The 16174-nt window shown below is 69.3% G+C and carries 15 protein-coding genes and 2 pseudogenes; 10 read left to right on the top strand and 7 right to left on the bottom strand.

Annotation, left to right across the window (positions count from 1 at the left end; genetic code table 11):
* The first annotated feature begins 228 nt into the window (after window positions 1-228).
* The 3 genes and pseudogenes from QSK52_RS06110 (at window position 229) to QSK52_RS06100 (ending at window position 2091) form a co-directional block, all read left to right on the top strand.
* On the top strand, window positions 229-810 hold the full coding sequence (locus tag QSK52_RS06110; protein WP_285734394.1) for a hypothetical protein: 582 nt from the start codon (window positions 229-231) through the stop codon (window positions 808-810).
* Between the two features lie 78 nt (window positions 811-888).
* Window positions 889-1230: pseudogene (locus QSK52_RS06105) on the top strand (transposase); the annotation flags it as partial.
* A 61-nt stretch (window positions 1231-1291) separates the two neighbouring features.
* A protein-coding gene (locus QSK52_RS06100) for an IS5 family transposase (RefSeq protein ID WP_435053171.1) occupies window positions 1292-2091 on the top strand; the annotation gives its coding sequence in 2 pieces (ribosomal slippage) (window positions 1292-1631 and window positions 1631-2091; 801 coding nt in all).
* Between the two features lie 13 nt (window positions 2092-2104).
* On the opposite strand, the gene QSK52_RS06095 is transcribed toward QSK52_RS06100, so the two are convergent.
* From QSK52_RS06095 to QSK52_RS06085, 3 genes are all read right to left on the bottom strand, one after another.
* Window positions 2105-2692, bottom strand: coding sequence for a histidine phosphatase family protein (locus tag QSK52_RS06095; RefSeq protein WP_285734392.1), 588 nt, complete (start codon window positions 2690-2692; stop codon window positions 2105-2107).
* 222 nt (window positions 2693-2914) lie between these two features.
* Complete coding sequence (locus tag QSK52_RS06090) at window positions 2915-3547, bottom strand: SMI1/KNR4 family protein (protein ID WP_285734390.1); 633 nt, start codon at window positions 3545-3547, stop codon at window positions 2915-2917.
* A gap of 75 nt (window positions 3548-3622) precedes the next feature.
* On the bottom strand, window positions 3623-4864 hold the full coding sequence (locus QSK52_RS06085) for an IS110 family transposase (protein WP_435053164.1): 1242 nt from the start codon (window positions 4862-4864) through the stop codon (window positions 3623-3625).
* A gap of 457 nt (window positions 4865-5321) precedes the next feature.
* On the opposite strand from QSK52_RS06085, the pseudogene QSK52_RS06080 reads away from it, so the two are divergent.
* A pseudogene (locus QSK52_RS06080) lies at window positions 5322-5789 on the top strand (IS5 family transposase); the annotation flags it as partial.
* A 337-nt stretch (window positions 5790-6126) separates the two neighbouring features.
* Here the strand turns inward: QSK52_RS06080 and QSK52_RS06075 are convergent.
* The 3 genes from QSK52_RS06075 to QSK52_RS06065 are packed head-to-tail and all read right to left on the bottom strand — an operon-like array spanning window position 6127 to window position 8565.
* Window positions 6127-6492, bottom strand: a complete 366-nt coding sequence (locus tag QSK52_RS06075) for a hypothetical protein (RefSeq protein ID WP_285734386.1) — start codon at window positions 6490-6492, stop codon at window positions 6127-6129.
* A 4-nt stretch (window positions 6493-6496) separates the two neighbouring features.
* Complete coding sequence (locus QSK52_RS06070) at window positions 6497-7111, bottom strand: GNAT family N-acetyltransferase (RefSeq protein WP_285734384.1); 615 nt, start codon at window positions 7109-7111, stop codon at window positions 6497-6499.
* Between the two features lie 23 nt (window positions 7112-7134).
* Window positions 7135-8565, bottom strand: a complete 1431-nt coding sequence (locus tag QSK52_RS06065; protein ID WP_285734382.1) for a hypothetical protein — start codon at window positions 8563-8565, stop codon at window positions 7135-7137.
* A gap of 367 nt (window positions 8566-8932) precedes the next feature.
* On the opposite strand from QSK52_RS06065, the gene QSK52_RS06060 reads away from it, so the two are divergent.
* The 6 genes from QSK52_RS06060 to alaS all read left to right on the top strand — a co-directional run bounded on the left by QSK52_RS06060 (window position 8933) and on the right by alaS (window position 15386).
* On the top strand, window positions 8933-9766 hold the full coding sequence (locus QSK52_RS06060; protein ID WP_285734379.1) for an aspartyl/asparaginyl beta-hydroxylase domain-containing protein: 834 nt from the start codon (window positions 8933-8935) through the stop codon (window positions 9764-9766).
* 52 nt (window positions 9767-9818) lie between these two features.
* Window positions 9819-10691, top strand: a complete 873-nt coding sequence (locus QSK52_RS06055) for a hypothetical protein (protein WP_285734377.1) — start codon at window positions 9819-9821, stop codon at window positions 10689-10691.
* On the top strand, window positions 10688-11287 hold the full coding sequence (locus QSK52_RS06050; protein WP_285734375.1) for an LOG family protein: 600 nt from the start codon (window positions 10688-10690) through the stop codon (window positions 11285-11287). The genes QSK52_RS06055 and QSK52_RS06050 overlap by 4 nt, the downstream gene beginning before the upstream one ends.
* A complete protein-coding gene (locus tag QSK52_RS06045; protein WP_285734373.1) occupies window positions 11284-11835 on the top strand; it encodes an orotate phosphoribosyltransferase in 552 nt (183 codons plus the stop codon). The genes QSK52_RS06050 and QSK52_RS06045 overlap by 4 nt, the downstream gene beginning before the upstream one ends.
* Complete coding sequence (locus QSK52_RS06040; RefSeq protein WP_285734371.1) at window positions 11832-12500, top strand: HAD family hydrolase; 669 nt, start codon at window positions 11832-11834, stop codon at window positions 12498-12500. The genes QSK52_RS06045 and QSK52_RS06040 overlap by 4 nt, the downstream gene beginning before the upstream one ends.
* A gap of 231 nt (window positions 12501-12731) precedes the next feature.
* Window positions 12732-15386, top strand: a complete 2655-nt coding sequence (gene alaS / locus QSK52_RS06035; RefSeq protein WP_285734369.1) for an alanine--tRNA ligase — start codon at window positions 12732-12734, stop codon at window positions 15384-15386.
* Window positions 15387-15466: 80 nt separating this feature from the next.
* Here alaS and QSK52_RS06030 read toward each other — a convergent pair whose 3' ends face one another.
* Entirely contained in the window at window positions 15467-16009 is a 543-nt protein-coding gene (locus QSK52_RS06030; RefSeq protein ID WP_285734367.1) for a GNAT family N-acetyltransferase, read from the bottom strand.
* Window positions 16010-16174: the final 165 nt, after the last annotated feature.

The raw sequence follows: 16174 nt of genomic DNA, 5'->3' as shown, positions 1-16174 counted from the left end.
GACCCCGAACACCTCGTCCGGACGGTCAGGCGCGGCTTACGGAAGATCCAGTACCGCCCGCACCTCATCGACGGCTGCCTCGCCGCGACCGGGCTGATCACCGACATCGCGAGTTCAACCTGAGTAACTGATGGTTTCAGAATGAACGGGGGGCAGGCCACGGACAGACTGCAGCACGCTGTTCACCGTGGTGCCGACACGTCAGTGACAGTCACTATCGTCCATGCCATGACCTCAAGTGATCACCTGCTCGACCTGATCCAGAACACCCCAGAGATCGATCTGCTGCTGAGGTCGTCGTTCGGCTTCGACATCCACCGGAAGCACTATGGCGAGGGCTTGAGGCTTGCCTCGAGTGCGCCGATGGAGGTGATCGCCGGGGAGTCCGCCGGTGGGGCCTACTTCCTCTGCACCGAGCAGAACGGTCGCCGACCGGTTGTGTACGCGAGTTCCGAAGGGGAAGGCGGTCTGCTCGCCGATGACCTGGGGGAAGCGCTGGAGATCATCATCGGGCTGGAATGGCACGACTGCCTCACGTTCTCGGGCAGTGGCGATGTCGAGGTCATGCAGGTGTCCGCTCGACACCTTCAACGGTCCCGTGACAAGTACAACTCGGACATCGACGACGAAGCTGCCCAGGTGGCCGCAGCCCTGTCGCTGCGTATCGTGCCTGTCACTGACCTCGTCATCCGGTTGCATGCAGCCGCCTCGAAGACCGAAGCGGACTACGTCGTGATCGACGAGGATGGCCAGGAGTTCGGCCCGCTGTTCGGCGAGCACGTGGAACCTCGCCACGGAGGCTGGCGCTGAACCCGCACAGCGCCGCCGACCGCATCAAGATCGGCGTCGCTGTCAATGCCTGATAGAGCGTCGGGCAGACTCTCCGACGTGCCTGCCGATCTTGTGCCAGACGATCTCTGGGAGCGCATAGCTGCGCTTCTCCCCCCTCGGCCTGCCCGACGCCATCTCCACCCCGGACGGCTGCCGGTGTCGGACCGCGTCGCGCTCGCCGGCATCATCTACGTGCTCCGGAAAGGAGTGGCCTGGCGCGATGTTCCCGCCCAGGTCGTTGGCTGTTCAGGGGTGACCGCCTGGCGTCGGCTCCGGGACTGGACTGAGGCTGGCGTCTGGCCGCGCTTGCACGAGGTCCTTCTCGCCGAGCTGCGAGCAGCGGGTCTCCTGGAGATGGACGACTCGGCGATCGACGGCTCACACGTCAGGGCACTCAAAGACATCTCAGCGAGCTAAGAAGTCATCTCATTTGGGCTTGTAAGCTGCTCGCGTGACCATCGTGGAGCGCCTGGTGCCGGACGAGTTGTGGGAGCTGTTCCAGTTGGTGGTGCCGACGGCTCCGGCGCGTCCGCAGGGCGGTGGCCGACGCCGGTACGGGGACCGTGAGGTGCTGGCCGCGATCCTGTTCGTCGCGACATCGGGATGTACGTGGGCCCAGCTGCCGCCATGCTTCGGCCCGTCCGGCCCGACGGCTCACCGCCGCTTCAGCGAGTGGAGCAAGGCCCGGGTCTGGGCCAAGCTCCACCGGGTCATCCTGGACGAACTCGGTTCCAGGGGCGAGCTGGACTGGTCCCGATGCGCGGTCGACTCGGTGAACATGCGGGCCCTGAAAAAGGGGAGCTAACAGGTCCGAATCCTGTCGATCGGGGCAAGTACGGGTCGAAGATCCACTTGCTCACCGAACGCACCGGTCTGCCCCTGTCGCTCGCGATCTCGGGTGCCAACGTCCACGACAGCCAGGCTCTGATCCCTTTGACCGACGCCATCCCGCCGATCCGCTCTCGGCGCGGACCGAGGCGACGCCGCCCCGGCAAACTGCACTGTGACAAGGCATACGACCACCGGTTCATACGCTCCTACCTGCGTCGTCGGCAGATTCCGGCCCGCATCGCCCGCCGGGGTGTCGAGTCCTCCACCCGCCTCGGCCTGCACCGCTGGGTGATTGAGAGGACTGTGGCCTGGCTGAACGGCTTCCGCCGGCTCCACCGCCGCTACGAGTACAAGGCCGAACATTTCGCCGGGTTCGCCAGCATCGCCGCGGCTCTCATCTGCTACCGGCGTATCGCACGGCAGACGTGACGCCGGTCTGTCGCTACGGGACGTTCCAGGCGGAGATGACCGGCTGCCCGTGCTCAGTGGCCAGGAAACTGAGAGAGCCCGGGTGCGGGTGGCCGAGCAGGCGGGCGGCAGACGCATCGAGCCCGAGCCAGCGCACGGTGATCACTCGCGCCAGATGGCCGTGAGCGACCACGGCGACATCGCCCTGATCCAGCAGCGGCCGGATCCGGTCCAGCACGGCGTCCGTGCGCGCGGCCACCTGCTGAAGCTGCTCGCCAGGACGGGCGGCATCCCCGGGAATGACACCGTCCCGCCACAGATCCCAGCCCGGCCGCGTCCCTTGGATCTGCTCGGCGGTCAGCCCCTCGTAGCCGCCGTAATCCCACTCCACCAGGTCCGGATCAGGCTTGACGTTAGCCAGGCCCGCAAGCTCGGCCGTCCGCATCGCGCGGCTCAGCGGGCTGCTGAACACCGCAACCAGACGGCGCTGGGCCAGCCTCGGAGCGAGCGCCCTGGCAGCGGCCTCACCCACGTCGGTCAGCGCAACGTCGGTGCGGCCGGCGTGCCGGCCCGACAGGCTCCATTCGGTCTGGCCATGCCGGACAACTATCAGCTCTCCCATGGCCGTGCACGATATCTGAATCTGATGACCCGTCGGCCAGCCCCGGAGGTCAGTTCGTGAAGAGCACGGTCCAGGACGGACGGAGCCTGGCATGGCCGAACCCATCCTCGCCAGCCAGCCAAATGAGATGACTTCTAAGACGTCAAGCCGTGCCAGCGGCCATGGTCGCCCCAGAGCGGGTTGTCCCCCGCTGGTTGGCTGGGCTCGGGTCCGTGTCGACCGTCAGAACAGTCCAACCGGGGCCGGTCTCAGCGGCTGACCGTTCAACTCGTGGGCATCCTCTTCGTCCCACCACAGATCGCCCTCCTCGGTGAGGTAGGGATGTAGATCGCGGACGCCTCCACCGTGGTGAAGTGCTTGCGCGACGGCGTCGAGGAGATGTGCGAGCCCAGGCCACGAGTCGGTGAAGTCTCCGCCGCCGCTGTGACCGGCCCAGCCCAGCCGCCCCGGCTCTGGGCTGGGCCGTTGGTCGATGACCTGTGCCACGCCGTCGGCGCTCTCGGCCCAGGGCACCCAGAGCGGATGCCACCAGGGCTCGTCGTCCCAGGTGCGGGTGGTCAGACCATCGTTCTCGGTCGCGACGTTCATGCAGGTCTGCCAGCGGTCCACGATTCCGCTCACCGACAGGGGGGACTGCTCGGGCAGGAGGGTCGCCCAGGTGCTCAGCCCGTTGTGGCAGCGCAGTGACTCGGCGAGGTCGCCGGGCAGCTGGATGCCGAGAGTCTGTTCCGCGTCCCGAACCTCGTCCGGTGTCGCCGGAGGATTGAGTACGGCAAGGTCGGCAGCCGAATGCGTCGCCAGCCAGGCGTCGATCCGGCGCCATGACTCTGACGGGGGCAAGATCTGCTGACTCATGGCGTCATCCTGCCTCACGTGTCCGACACGGCGGACCAAGCACTCGGATGCTTGCTCTGCGGCGAACCGACGAGGTCAAGCAGCGGCCCTCGTTGGCGATGCAACAGGGGCGGTGAAGGCGTGGCGTTCGTCGAACAGCTTGCGGTTTTGGAGGCAGTGGAAGAGCTGTCCGAGGAGGCGGTTCAGGAGGTTGCGCTGGGCGCCGGCGTGCCAGTCTCCGTGCTCGCGTCGGCGGCGGTAGTGGGCATCGGCGCCGGGCGAGGCCTGGAGCGAGGAGAAGGCCCAGAGGAAGCCGGCGTGCATCAACCGATTGTTCTTGACCATGCGTCGGCCGACGTAGCTCTTCTTGCCGGAGGCCCGGGTGATCGGCGCGGATCCGGCGTAGGCCTTGAGGCCGCGGGCGTCGGCAAAGCGAGTCCGGTCGTCGCCGACCTCCGCCAGGACCCGGGCGGCGAGCTGGACACCGAGTCCGGGGAAGCTGAGATATATCTCGGCGTCCGGGTGCTCGCGGAACGCGGCCTCGACCGCCTCGGCGAGATCGTCACCGGCCTGGCAGGCCGCGTCGAACTGCTTCAGCAGAGCGGCCAGCTGGTGGCCGAAGGCATCCTCGACCGCTTCGGGGTGGCGGGCGTGCTCGGCCCGGAAGACATCGCGGAGCCGCTCGGCCTCGGCGTCGATGCCGCGCGTGCGGCCGGCGCGCTTGAGCGCGGCCCGCAGCTGAGCCAGGGAGAGCTTCGCCGCCCGGGCCGGAGTTGGGGCGGCCGCGAGGACGGCGCGGGCGTCCGGACGGGCGAGACCGCCCGCCTTGCTCTGGAAGGCTTCCATGGCGGCCGGATAGTACTCGCGCAGGAGCGAGCGGATCTGGTTGCCGAGCTGCTGACGGTTCCAGACGGCATCCTGTTGGGCGCGGGCCAACACGGTGACAGCCTGCGCCTGGTCGGAGTCTGCCGGCAGCGGGCGGTGCATGGGCAGGTCAGTGCGCAGGATGTTCGCCAGGACCAGGGCGTCGCCCGGGTCGGACTTCTTGCGGCTCACGCCGTGGCGGTCTCGGTAGCGGGCGGCGGCGAGCGGGTTGATCGCGAACACCTGCCGCAGGCCGGTGCGCAGGACGGCGACCAGCAGGCCGTGGCTGGTCTCGATCGCCACCGGGATCGGCGTCTCGGGGCTGTCGCCGTGCTCGGCGAGCAGATCGAGCAGCAGCCGGTAGCCGGCCGCGTCGTCGGTGATCCGCCGCTTGGCCACCAGTTCACCGGTGTCGTCGACCAGGGCGACGTCGTGATGAGATTCGGCCCAGTCGATACCGCAGAAGATCTTCAACCGACTCTCCCAACCTTGTCTGTTTTCGCAGGTCACGAGCACATGCGGGTCACGCGGCGCCCTAATCCCAGGACTCTTTGGTCCGCCATCTCAGTAGCCGTTCATGACACCAGCGCATCCCAGGGGCCCCCGTCTGCGCCAGAGCTCGAAGGCTCGCGGAGATCAACAAGGGGTCAGCCCTGGAACGGGCTCGCACCACGACCACGGAAACACGATCGCTGGTGGGTTTCGCGGCGGCCCGAAGACGCCGGACGGTGCCGCTCTCTGTGAAGACCTTGCAGGTCAGGTAAGTCGCAGGCATCAGCCCGGCGCCCACGCGACCACCACGAAACCCACCGCTGCGACAGCACCGCTCTTTGAGAAGGCCTCGCAGGCCCGGGGGGATCCAGGTGTCTGTCGCGTCAAGCGCTCCGGAAGCCCAAGCCGGGTATTCCAAGAAGCGCCTTCACACAGGATTAGGGGGGCTCACACAGGACCTTCGCCGGTCGACCGGGGTCGGCCGGGCAGCAAGCACCACCTGATCGTCGACCGGCACGGCACCCCGCTCGCCGTCACGCTGACCGGCGGCAACCGCCACGACGTCACACAGCTCCTGCCGCTCCTGGAGGCGATCCCACCGATCCGCGGCGTGCGCGGGCGCCCGCGCACACGGCCACGCAGGTTGTTCGCCGACCGGGGCTACGACTTCGACAAGTACCGCCGCCTGCTGTGGAAGCGTGGGATCAAGCCGCTCATCGCCCGTCGCGGCGTCGCCCACGGCTCTGGCCTGGGCAAGACCCGCTGGGTCGTCGAGCGGACCTTCGCCTGGCTCCACCAGTTCAAGCGCCTGCGCATCCGCTACGAGATACGCGCCGACCTTCACCAAGGACTGCTGCAACTCGCTTGCAGCATCATCTGCCTGAGACGACTCAGAACCTCATTCTGAAACGATCAGTAAGTCCGGCCAGGCCGAAGGAAGTGATCACATGACCAGTCGCCGAGAGGAAGAAGTCCCTCTCTTCTGGAGTGCGGAGGGACGAAAGGCGGAAGTCGTCCGCTGCCACCTCGGCCACCTGGCCTTGCGGGAGACCTTCGAGAACGTCGGAGGCTGCCCGTACTGCATGCACACTCCAGGCGAACGTCAGGCTGCGGTGCGAGCACTTGAAGCCGCAGAACGTAGGAGCCGAACATTCAAGGAGCAGGACCACCACAGACTCGCCGAGTAGTGGATCTCAGGCAGCCTGTCCTCCGGAGCGCCACCCACGATCAAGGCGGAACTACCGTCAAGACAGCTGCCAGCCGTCACGGCGATGCCGCCCCACCCGCCGCGCGCCCGACCCAGGTTCTGGGGCATGTGACGCTCGCAGCGCCGGACGGGACGGCTCGTCGTTGAGGAGGATCGAGCGCCAGACCCGTTCCTGGAGCTCGCGGATGCACGGCTCGCAGGCGTACATGTCCGCGTGGGCGCCGGCGACGCTGGCCGGTCCGATCCATAGGACCCGCGTCCACTGCTGCCCGCAGTAGAGCCAGCAGAACCCGTCGACCCACTGGTTACCGTCGTCGGTGGTGGGCGGGGCGGGTATGCCGCCCCGCGCGAACTCGGCAATGCCGGGGATCACCATGTGCGGCACGGCCAGCTCGGTCACCACGGGTTCACCTCCCCGGTACGGTCTCGTCGCCGGGCGGCGCGGCCGACCGGTCGAGCGCGCTCGTCGTGTCGAGCCCGTCGATCGGTGTCCACTCGTGCTCCAGGATCGAGTAGGTGATCGAGTCACGCCATGCTCCGTTGACGAAGACGTGGTCGCGGATGCGGCCGTCCTCGGTCATGCCGGCGCGGAGGAGAGTTCGCGCGGACGCCTCGTTGAGCGGAGACCGGGCGGCCCAGATCCGGTGCAGGCCGAGGACGTTGAAGCCGAGCGCGCACAGAAGGTGGACGGTCTCGGTGCCGAGTCCCTTGCCCCACTCCGCCTGATGGAGGGCGAAGCCGATGGTGGCGGCCTGCTGGGGTTCGGTGGCCAGGCGCGCGTACCCGGTCAGCCGGTGCTCGCCGAGGTGGGTGATGGCGAGGCCGTACTCGGTCCTCGGGCTGTCCTTCGCCGAGTTCATCGAGCGGTCGACGATCGCCTGGACCTGGTCTCGGGTGCGGGGCTCGAAGCTGAGGTGCCGGGTGGCCTCGGGATCGCCGTAGATGGCCAGCAGGGCGTCGGTGTCTCCGTGCTCGATCTCACGCAGTGCCAGACGGGGGCTGGCCAGGAGGACTGGGGTCATGGCCGCGGAGCCTACCTGCGCGGTCACCGGATGAGGACCGACGTCGGGGTCGCGGTGAACGCCTCGATCTCCTCACGCAGACCGACCGCCACCCCGCCGACTCGTCGGCCACCGGACGGCAGAGCGGCGTAGACGCGCTGGGCACTGCTGGTGATGCCGAAGTTCCGCTGCTCGATGGGCAGGTCGAGCACGGGGCGGACGGCCTCGGCCGCGCCGTCGATCTCTCCTCGGGCGAGGCGGGCGAGCGCGAGGTCGGTCTGGGCGCCGGCCTCATCGCCGAAGGCCCACTCGCCCTCGGAGGCAGTCCGGTAGGCGGCGACGGCTGCCTCGGCCTGGCTCTCGCCGAGCGCGGGGTCCTCACCGAGGTGCACGGTGGCCTCGGCGACGTAGTAGAGCTGCCGGGGCACCGGGAAGGTCATGATGCCGCCGAAGCCGTCCAGGTCGTCGGGCTGGGCCACGGCACGCGTGTCCTCGGCATGCTGGATGGCGGCGCGGGTCGCCTCGCCGTCGCCGAGCAGGGCGTGGGCACGGGCGGAGAGACAGGCAAGCCAGACGCTCGTGGTGCCTCGGACGTTGCCGGCGGCGGCCTGTCCGAGGTCGGCGTAGTCGGCGGCCTCGGCCGGTCGGCCCGCCCAGTAGGAGATGAGCGACTGCAGTGAACGGACCCAGGCGCGCATCGCGTGATGGTCGGCGTTGTCCGCGCAGACAAAGGCGGTGCGGGCCTGCATCATGGCGGCGCTCGGGTTGCCCAGGTCGTGACTGGCCTTGGCAAGCATGCCGGAGGTGATGCCGGCGAGCAGGTATAGCTCGCGCGCCTGCAGGGGCTTGACGCGGCCGTGCTCCAGGAGCCGGAAGGTCAGGTCCTGGACCTCGACGAGGTCGCCGAGCAGGGTCGGCAGGGCGAGTTTGGGGTAGGCGACGGTGAGTCGCCGTACCTCGTCCTGGATCTGGCCCAGCGTCTCCGGGCCGACACTGCTTCCTTCCGCCATCGCGGTGAAGCGAAGCGCACGACGAGCCGCCATCGCGACCTGCCTTTCCAATTCCGTGGTGCCCGCGTCGAGGCGGGTCTCGCTGCTGAACGGGCCACCAGCAGGCAGTACCTGCGCCTGCTCGGATGCGAGGAGGCCAGGGACCGGCCGTGCCGGCGGGATGACGAGCGGAGACGCCACACGGGTATCGGGCCGTGCGGGTGCGGGTCCAAGCAGTTGGTCGACGCTGACGCCGAACATGGCTTCCAGGACCCGGCACTGATCCGGGTAGGGCCTGGTCTTCACGGCGCCGCCGTACCAGCGCTCGAACTGCCGCTTGGAGACCGACAGCCCTGCAAGGCGCGGGTCGGTCTCGGCCTCGGCGAGCCGGGCCGCGGCGCCTTCGAACCGGATCCTGAAGGTCTCGTAGACCTGCCAGTGCCGCTCCAGCGTCAAGACCCGTAAGAGCGTGGGAGTTTCAGCCACCGCAGATCCTCTCCGGTCCCCGTTCGTCTGATTCGACGATAGCCACGAGCGTTCGGCAGGAAACCCCTTCGGCGGCCTTGCGGCCCAGATGACGGCAGCCATGACGGCAGTCATGACGGCAGTCATGACGCACGGCGTCGTCGACCGCTCTCAGTGCCGGAGATGACGACGTGTTCGTGACGGCGGCCACGTCGTATCGGTGCCACAGCCCCCGCGGTCATGCTGAACGGCACTTCGCTTTCCGTGAATCTCCGACAGCGAAGCGTGAGATCGGTAGCTGCGAACGGCAGCGCCGCACGAACCACCCCATCCAGCACTACGTGCACACCGGCTCGCCACTCGGGGGGCCGGCAACGGGAGGGAACCGATGGACAGCACCTTGACCGCTCTGGCTGGGCAGATCGCCCAGCTGGACGCCGTGGACTCCGCCCAGTTGGAGCGGATGCGCCACGAAGCCCTGACCACCCAGGCGCCCTGGAAGGCGGAGTACGGCGCCTACCAGTCCGGCGGCTGGTGGACCACCTCACTCATGAACGCTTCCGGCGACGCCGCCGACGTGACGATCGGCGACTGCGCCGCCCGTCCGACCGGCTTGCTGGGGCAGATGCCGGCCACCGCCGCGTTCTTGGCGGACCTCGGCCTCAACTTCATGTGGGTGCGGCTCGCCCGTCTGGAGGGCAACGCCTTCCTCTGGGAACACCGCGACTACGACGAGCTCGACCAGGTCGAACGGCACCGGCTGCACATCCCGCTGCACACCAACAGCTCGGCGTTCCTAGTCACCAGCGGTACCAAGGTGCACATGGCCGGCGGACGGATCTGGCGGCTCACCCCGACCTACGCGCACGGGGTGTGCAACCTGCTCGGCCCGGCCCGGATCCACCTGATCGCCGACGTGTACGCCGACGACGCTTACCGGCGGCTGGCCCGTCGTCCCGCACTCCACCCGGCGGTCGCGGAGCCGCTGCCCGCCGCCAGCCAGACGGTGCTGGCCGAACGGCTGGAGACCGCCCGCAACATGGCCACCCTGGGCTACACCGAGGCGGCCGAGCGGATGCTGCTTCGGCTCTTCTACACCTACGCCCTGCCCGAGGGCACGGCCTACGACCTGATCGCCGAACTGCACACCTCCCTCGGGAACATGGAGGCCGCGACGCGCTGGGACACGGCCAAGCGCCGCCTCCTCGCCCTCACGGCCTGACCGTCCCCAGCAGCCCGCGCCCGCGATACCCACGCTCCGAAGGGAGAAGCGCATGCCCACCCTCCAACTGGCAGAGATCACCCACGCCAACCGGCCCGCCCAGCTGCCGCTGCTGTCGAAGCTCGCCGACATCCTGGCCACCTCGCCGGCCGTCACCCACCTGATGGTCCGCGGGTCGCTGGCCCACGGCACCGCCGACCGCCTCTCCGACGTCGACTTCGTCGTCGGCGTGCACGACGCCCAGCTGCCGTCCTTCGTCGAGGCCCTCGACGCCCTGATGTCCATCGAGGCCGGGGCCCTGCTGCCCGGATGGCGCGACACGATCGTCGCCGACCTCGGCGGACTCGGAATGGTCTTCCTCGTCCCCGACGACGGCCGACTCCACCAGATCGACCTCTACCTCGCGCCCGCCTCCCGCATCCCGCGCCTGCGGGAGACGGTCAGCACCGCTGTCATCCTCGACCGGACGCCCACGCCGGCGGCCACGCCGGACATCGCGGTCGCAGAGAGCTTCGCCGCCGCCTTCATCGCCCGGCCGCGCACGTGCACCGAGCTGCTGATCGAGCACCTGGTCCTGGCCGTGCTCCTGCACAAGCGGATCAAGCGCGGCCAGCGGTTCGTCGCGTACTCGGAGTGGCACCGGCTGCACACCGCGACGAAGGACCTCATCAAGACCGCCCTCGCGCCGGCCTCGCAGTTCTGGGGCTGGTACCAGCTGCGCGAGGAGATCGCCGTCACCCCGATCGGCCGGGCCTGCCTGGGCGACCTGGACGCGGCGATCAGCGGCCCCGCGATCCCGGAGGGGACCGACGTCAACGCGGCGATCGAACGGGTGCTCGCCCTGGTGGAGCGGGCCTGCCCGCAGGCGCTCGACGGCCTGCACGACGCCATCACCGCCTACCGCACCTACCAGGAACTGGTGTGAACGCACTCCACCTCGCGGGCCCGGCCGCCAGCCGGGCCCGCGAGGGCCTGACCGCCGTCTTCTTCGGTGGCGTCGTCCCCGCCTCCGCCGAGGAGGAGATCCTCGCCGAGGAGATCGGCCGGAGCCTGGCCCAGGCCGGATACCAGCTGCTGCACGGCGGCTACAACGGCCTGATGGAGGCCGCCGCACGCGGAGCCGCCTCCCAGGGCGCCACTGTCACCGCAGTCACCCTGATCGGCAAGCACGACGAGTGGGGCGCGTTCAACCCGCACGCCACCATGTCCGTCCACCTGCCCGACCTCGGCGCCCGGCTCAACCACTACCTGGAGCACGCCAACGTGATCGTCGCCATGGGCGGCGGCGTCGGCACCCTCCACGAACTGACCGCGGCGCTCTACTACGCGACGACCGTCCGCCCCGTGCCGGTCTGCGTTGCCGGGCCGGCGGCCCTTCGCCTACTCGCCTTCCTGCAGGAGGAGAAGTGGCTCTTCGAGACGCCCACCCGGCCCCTCGGCTTCCTGCGTTTCGCCGCGACCGCCGAGGACTTCCGAACCCATCTGGCAACGCTCGACACCAGCCCGATCGGAGGAGCATGACCACCAGTCCGACGCTGGCCGGCCTCGCCGCCCGCCTCGCCGAAGCCGCCTGCGTGAACGCCCCGTTCAAGCTCGCCGACGGGACTCAACTCAGCGCCTACTTCGACGAGTACCGCCTCGCCGCCGACCCCGAGCTGCTGCGCGACACGGCCCGCGCGATGGCCGCCCTCATCCCCGACGACGCCCAGGCGCTGGCCGGCATCGAGCTGGGCGGCGTGCCGCTCGTCGTCGCACTGTCGGCCGCCACCGGACTGCCCGCCGTCTTCCTGCGCCGCCGCCCGAAGGGCTACGGCTCCCGCCGCCAGATCGAGGGTGCCGACATCACCGGCCGCCGCACGGTCCTGGTCGACGACGTCGTCCGCTCCGGAGGCCAACTACTCACCATGGCCCGTACGTTGCGGATGACCGGGGCACCGGTCACCGATGCCGTCTGTGTCCTGGAGCGCCCGCTCGGCGGTCGCATGCTGCTGGCCGAGCACCGCGTCGCCCTCCACTCCCTGCTCACGGAAGCCAACCTGCCCGCCCAGCGGACCGGTGATGCGGCGTGAAGCGGGCCGTCCTCTTCGACCTTGACGGCGTCCTCGTCGACAGCCGAGCCGCCCAACTCACCACGCTGGCCGGGTACGCGACCTCGGCGCTCGACCGGCGAATCACCGTCGCCGACCTACCGTCCGACGCGGCCACCACACCGCGCGAGCAGGTGCTGGCGTACCTCGGCCTGCGGGGAGCAATCAACGAGGAGGGCTGGGACGCGGCCACCGCCACCGCCAGCCTCCACGCCGAGGTCTTCCCCTTCGTCATCGACACCCTTGCCGCGCTCCGGGCTGCGAGCATCGCCACGGGAATCGTGACTCTGCGAAGCCACCGCAGGGTCAACTGGCTTCTCCCGCCTGACGTCCTCGCTCTGATCGACATCGTCGTCTGCTACGAGGACGCCACGCCCAAGCCGGCCCCTGACGGCGTGCTACTCGCCCTGGGGCAGCTCGGCGTTGCGCCGAACAGCGCCGCGTTCGTCGGCGACATGGACGTCGACATCCACGCCGCCCGCGCGGCCGGTGTCACGGCCGTCGGCGCGGGTTGGGGCTTCGCCGGGCCCGAGGCACTCACCGCAGCGGGTGCCGACCTGGTTCTGCCGCACACCACGGAGCTCGCCGACGTACTGCTCCTTCTGGTGGGCGCCGAGCAATCATCCGAGTTCGCCAAGCGATCTTGACGCCGGACCCGCTACTCTGGGTGGTGCAGCCCGTACAGGATCAATGGGTCCACTTCGGGCTGCACCACCTCAGAGCATCGGATCTGGAGTCATGGTCTACACCGTGGGGGCGCGAGCTATCTGCGCCGAGCTGGAGAACTGAGAACCACTCAGTCCTCGTTCTCGGCCCGGCTCGGCGTGTGAACACCCCCCCCACCTCTCCCACGACTCTTCCGTGAGGGCCATACCGCCATGCGCTCGACGCAGATCCGCTCCACCTTCCTGGACTTCTTCACCTCCCGCGGCCACCGCCAGGTCCCTTCCAGCCCGCTGATCCCCTCCGACCCGACCCTGCTGCTGGCCAACGCCGGCATGAATCAGTTCAAGCCCTACTTCCTGGGCGAGGTCACCCTGGAGTACCGCCGCGCCACCACCATCCAGAAGTGCGCCCGGACCTCCGACATCGACAACGTCGGACGCACCAACCGGCACGCCACGTTCTTCGAGATGATGGGCAACTTCTCCTTCGGCGACTACTTCAAGGCCGACGCCATCGCCTTCGCCTGGGAACTCCTCACCGAGGGCTACAACCTGGAGAAGGACCGGCTCTGGATCACCGTCTACGAGGACGACGATGAGGCCGAGCAGCTCTGGCGCAAGATCGGTGTCCCCGCCGACCGCATCCAGCGCCTCGGCATGGAGGACAACTACTGGTCGATGGGCGTCCCCGGACCGTGCGGGCCCTGCTCCGAGGTCAACTACGACCGCGGGCCGGCCTTCGGCCGCGAGGGCGGCCCCGCCGTCGACGGCGAGCGGTACATGGAGATCTGGAACCTCGTCTTCATGCAGTACCAGCGCGGCGAGGGCGATAAGAAGGGCAACTTCCCGATCCTCGGCGAACTCGCCCAGCAAAGCATCGACACCGGCCTCGGTCTCGACCGCCTCGCCACGATCCTCCAGGGCGTCGAGAACGTCAGCGGCACCGATCTGCTCCTCCCGACGCTCAAGACCGTCCAGGAACTCGCCAGACGCGACTACCCCGGCAGCAGCGAACAGAAGGTCTCCTTCCAGGTCGTCACCGAGCACGCCCGCTCAATCGCCTACCTCATCGCCGACGGCGTCCTGCCCGCCAAGGACGGCCGCGGCTACGTCCTGCGCCGCCTGATGCGCCGCGCGATCCGCCACGCCCGCATGCTCGGCATCGACGGCCCGGTCCTCCAGGCCGCAACCGCGAGCGTCGTCGGCAACCTCGGCGACGTCTGGCCCGAGCTGACCGCCCAGTCCGCGCTGATCGAGCAGGTCGTCACCGCCGAGGAGGAGTCCTTCACCCGCACCCTCACCCAGGGCACCCGGCTGCTGGACGCCGCCATCACCCACACCCGCAGCGTCGGCTCCACCTCCCTCGCCGGGGACACCGCCTTCGAGTTGCACGACACCTACGGCTTCCCCGTCGAGCTGACCATCGAGGCCGCCCGCGACGCCGGGCTCACCGTCGACGAGGACCGCTTCGCCAGCCTGCTCACCGAGCAGCAGCAGCGCGCCAAGGCCGGCGGCAAGGCCAAGACCGCCGAGGCCCTGCGCCGCCAGGACGCCTACCGCGAACTGTCCGCCCGCCACGGCCGCACCGAATTCGTCGGCTACGACCGCCTCACCACCGAGACCACCGTCCTCGGCCTGATCTCCGACGGCACCGTCGTGCCCGGAGCCGACCAGGGCAGCACCGTCGAGCTGGTCCTCGACCGCAGCCCGTTCTACGCCGAGTCCGGCGGTCAGGTCGGCGACACCGGCACCATCCACACCGCCGACGGCGCCGTCCTCAAGGTGCTCGACACCAAGCTCGGCCTGGAGGGCTTCCATGTCCACACCGTCCGGGTCCTCGAAGGCGAGATCCGCAACGGCCAGCCAGCCGAGGCCATCGTCGACGGCACGCGCCGGGACGCCGTCGCCCGCTCCCACTCCGCCACCCACGTGCTGCACGCCATGCTCCGCCGCACCCTCGGCAACCACGCCCGCCAGCACGGCTCCCTCGTCGACGCCGGACGGCTCCGCTTCGACTTCGCCCACTTCTCCGCCGTCGACCCCACCCAGCTCGCCGGCATCGAGTCCCTGGTCAACGACCACCTTCTCGACGACCCCGAGGTCCGCATCTGGCACGCCTCCCGCGCCGACGCGGAGGCCGCCGGAGCGACGGCCTTGTTCGGCGAGAAGTACGGCGACCATGTCCGCATCGTCGACATCGGCGACTTCTCCCGCGAACTGTGCGGCGGCACCCACGTCGGCCACGGCTCCAACGCCGGCCCCGTCCGCATCCTCGGCGAAGCCTCCATCGGCTCCAACCTCCGCCGAATCGAAGCCCTCACCGGCCGCGACGCCCTCAACTACTACGACAGCGAACGCCGCCTCCTCGAAGAACTCTCCTCCCTCCTCGGTACCCGCCCCAAGGACGCCCCCGAAGCCCTGCGCAAGCGCCTCGACGCCCTCACCAGCGCCCAGCAGGAACTCAGCCGCCTCAAGGACGCCGAACTGCGCGACCAGGCCCACCGGCTCGCCGCGTCCGCCATCGCTGTCACAGGCGGCCGAGTCATCACCGAGAGGCTGACCGGCCTCAGCCCGGAGGATCTCCGCCACCTCGCCGGCGAGACCGCAGCCCTCCTCGCCCCCGACCGCGCCGTCGTCGTCCTCGGCAGCGAACACCAGGGCAAGGCCCTACTCGCCGCCGGGATCACCCGCGCCCTCCACGAGGCCGGCACCCAGGCCAGCCAGATCCTCTCCCCCGCAGCCCGCGCCGTCGGAGGTGGAGCCGGCGGCAAGGGAGCCGTCGCCAGCGCCGGAGGACGCCGTACCGAAGCCCTCGACGAGGCCCTCGCCATCGCCGCCCAGGAGGCCGCACAGCACCTCGACCGGTAGCAGCCCCACGACCGAGAACAGCGCTCGGCGGCCGCGTCCCCAATTTGGGGACGCGGCCGCAGGCCTTCCGTATCCGGCGGTCAGCCTGCAGGCAGGGCCTTCAGAAGAACGACGCTCTCGTAGTTGGTCACATCCCACCGCCAGGTGCCGATCGGGTCGTATCCCCGTCGGCGGTACCAGCCGACCAACTCGATCGCCTCGACCGACGTATCGATGACCACCTCGGTCGCCCCGAGAACAGCGATACGCTCCTCCGCCAGGGCCAACAGCCGTTGCCCAAGACCCGTCCCCCGGTACGCGGGATCCACCGCCAGTTGCCAGAACGAGCCCGCTCCAGCCGGGGCCGGGTACCCGTCCGGCGCCTCATACGGAGCCGCCAATGTTACGGTTCCCGCCAGCGCAGTCCCCCGCAGCGCCAGCCAACACTCGCCCCTTTCCAGTCGGCTGGCCGTGTCTTCGATCGACTGGTAGGAGGCAAAGAAGACTCGCCCTGCAGCAGCGTGATCGGAGTAGGCGCGGTGAAGCAGGCGTGTCAGATCCTCGACGGAGTCACCTTCTATGAACCGTCTCGCTATCACATTGTCAAGTGTCGGCCGGGCAGTAACAGGCCGCCCGTTGGTCATCGGATCCTGGTCCCTCTTACCCGCATCCGGCCACGTTCAACTGTCGCCGAGCGGTCCATCCCCTTCCGGCGGTACTGATACAAGCCCGCGCGGGGCTACCCCATGGCGCAGCTCGGTCGAGGTCGGCGTCGGTCCACAGCAGGGTGAGTACCTCGCCTGCTGCAG

It is taken from the genome of Kitasatospora phosalacinea (assembly GCF_030268885.1).
Lineage (GTDB): Bacteria > Actinomycetota > Actinomycetes > Streptomycetales > Streptomycetaceae > Kitasatospora > Kitasatospora phosalacinea_C.
Note: the sequence above shows the minus strand (reverse complement) of the source record. Positions and strands in the feature narration are given on the sequence as shown.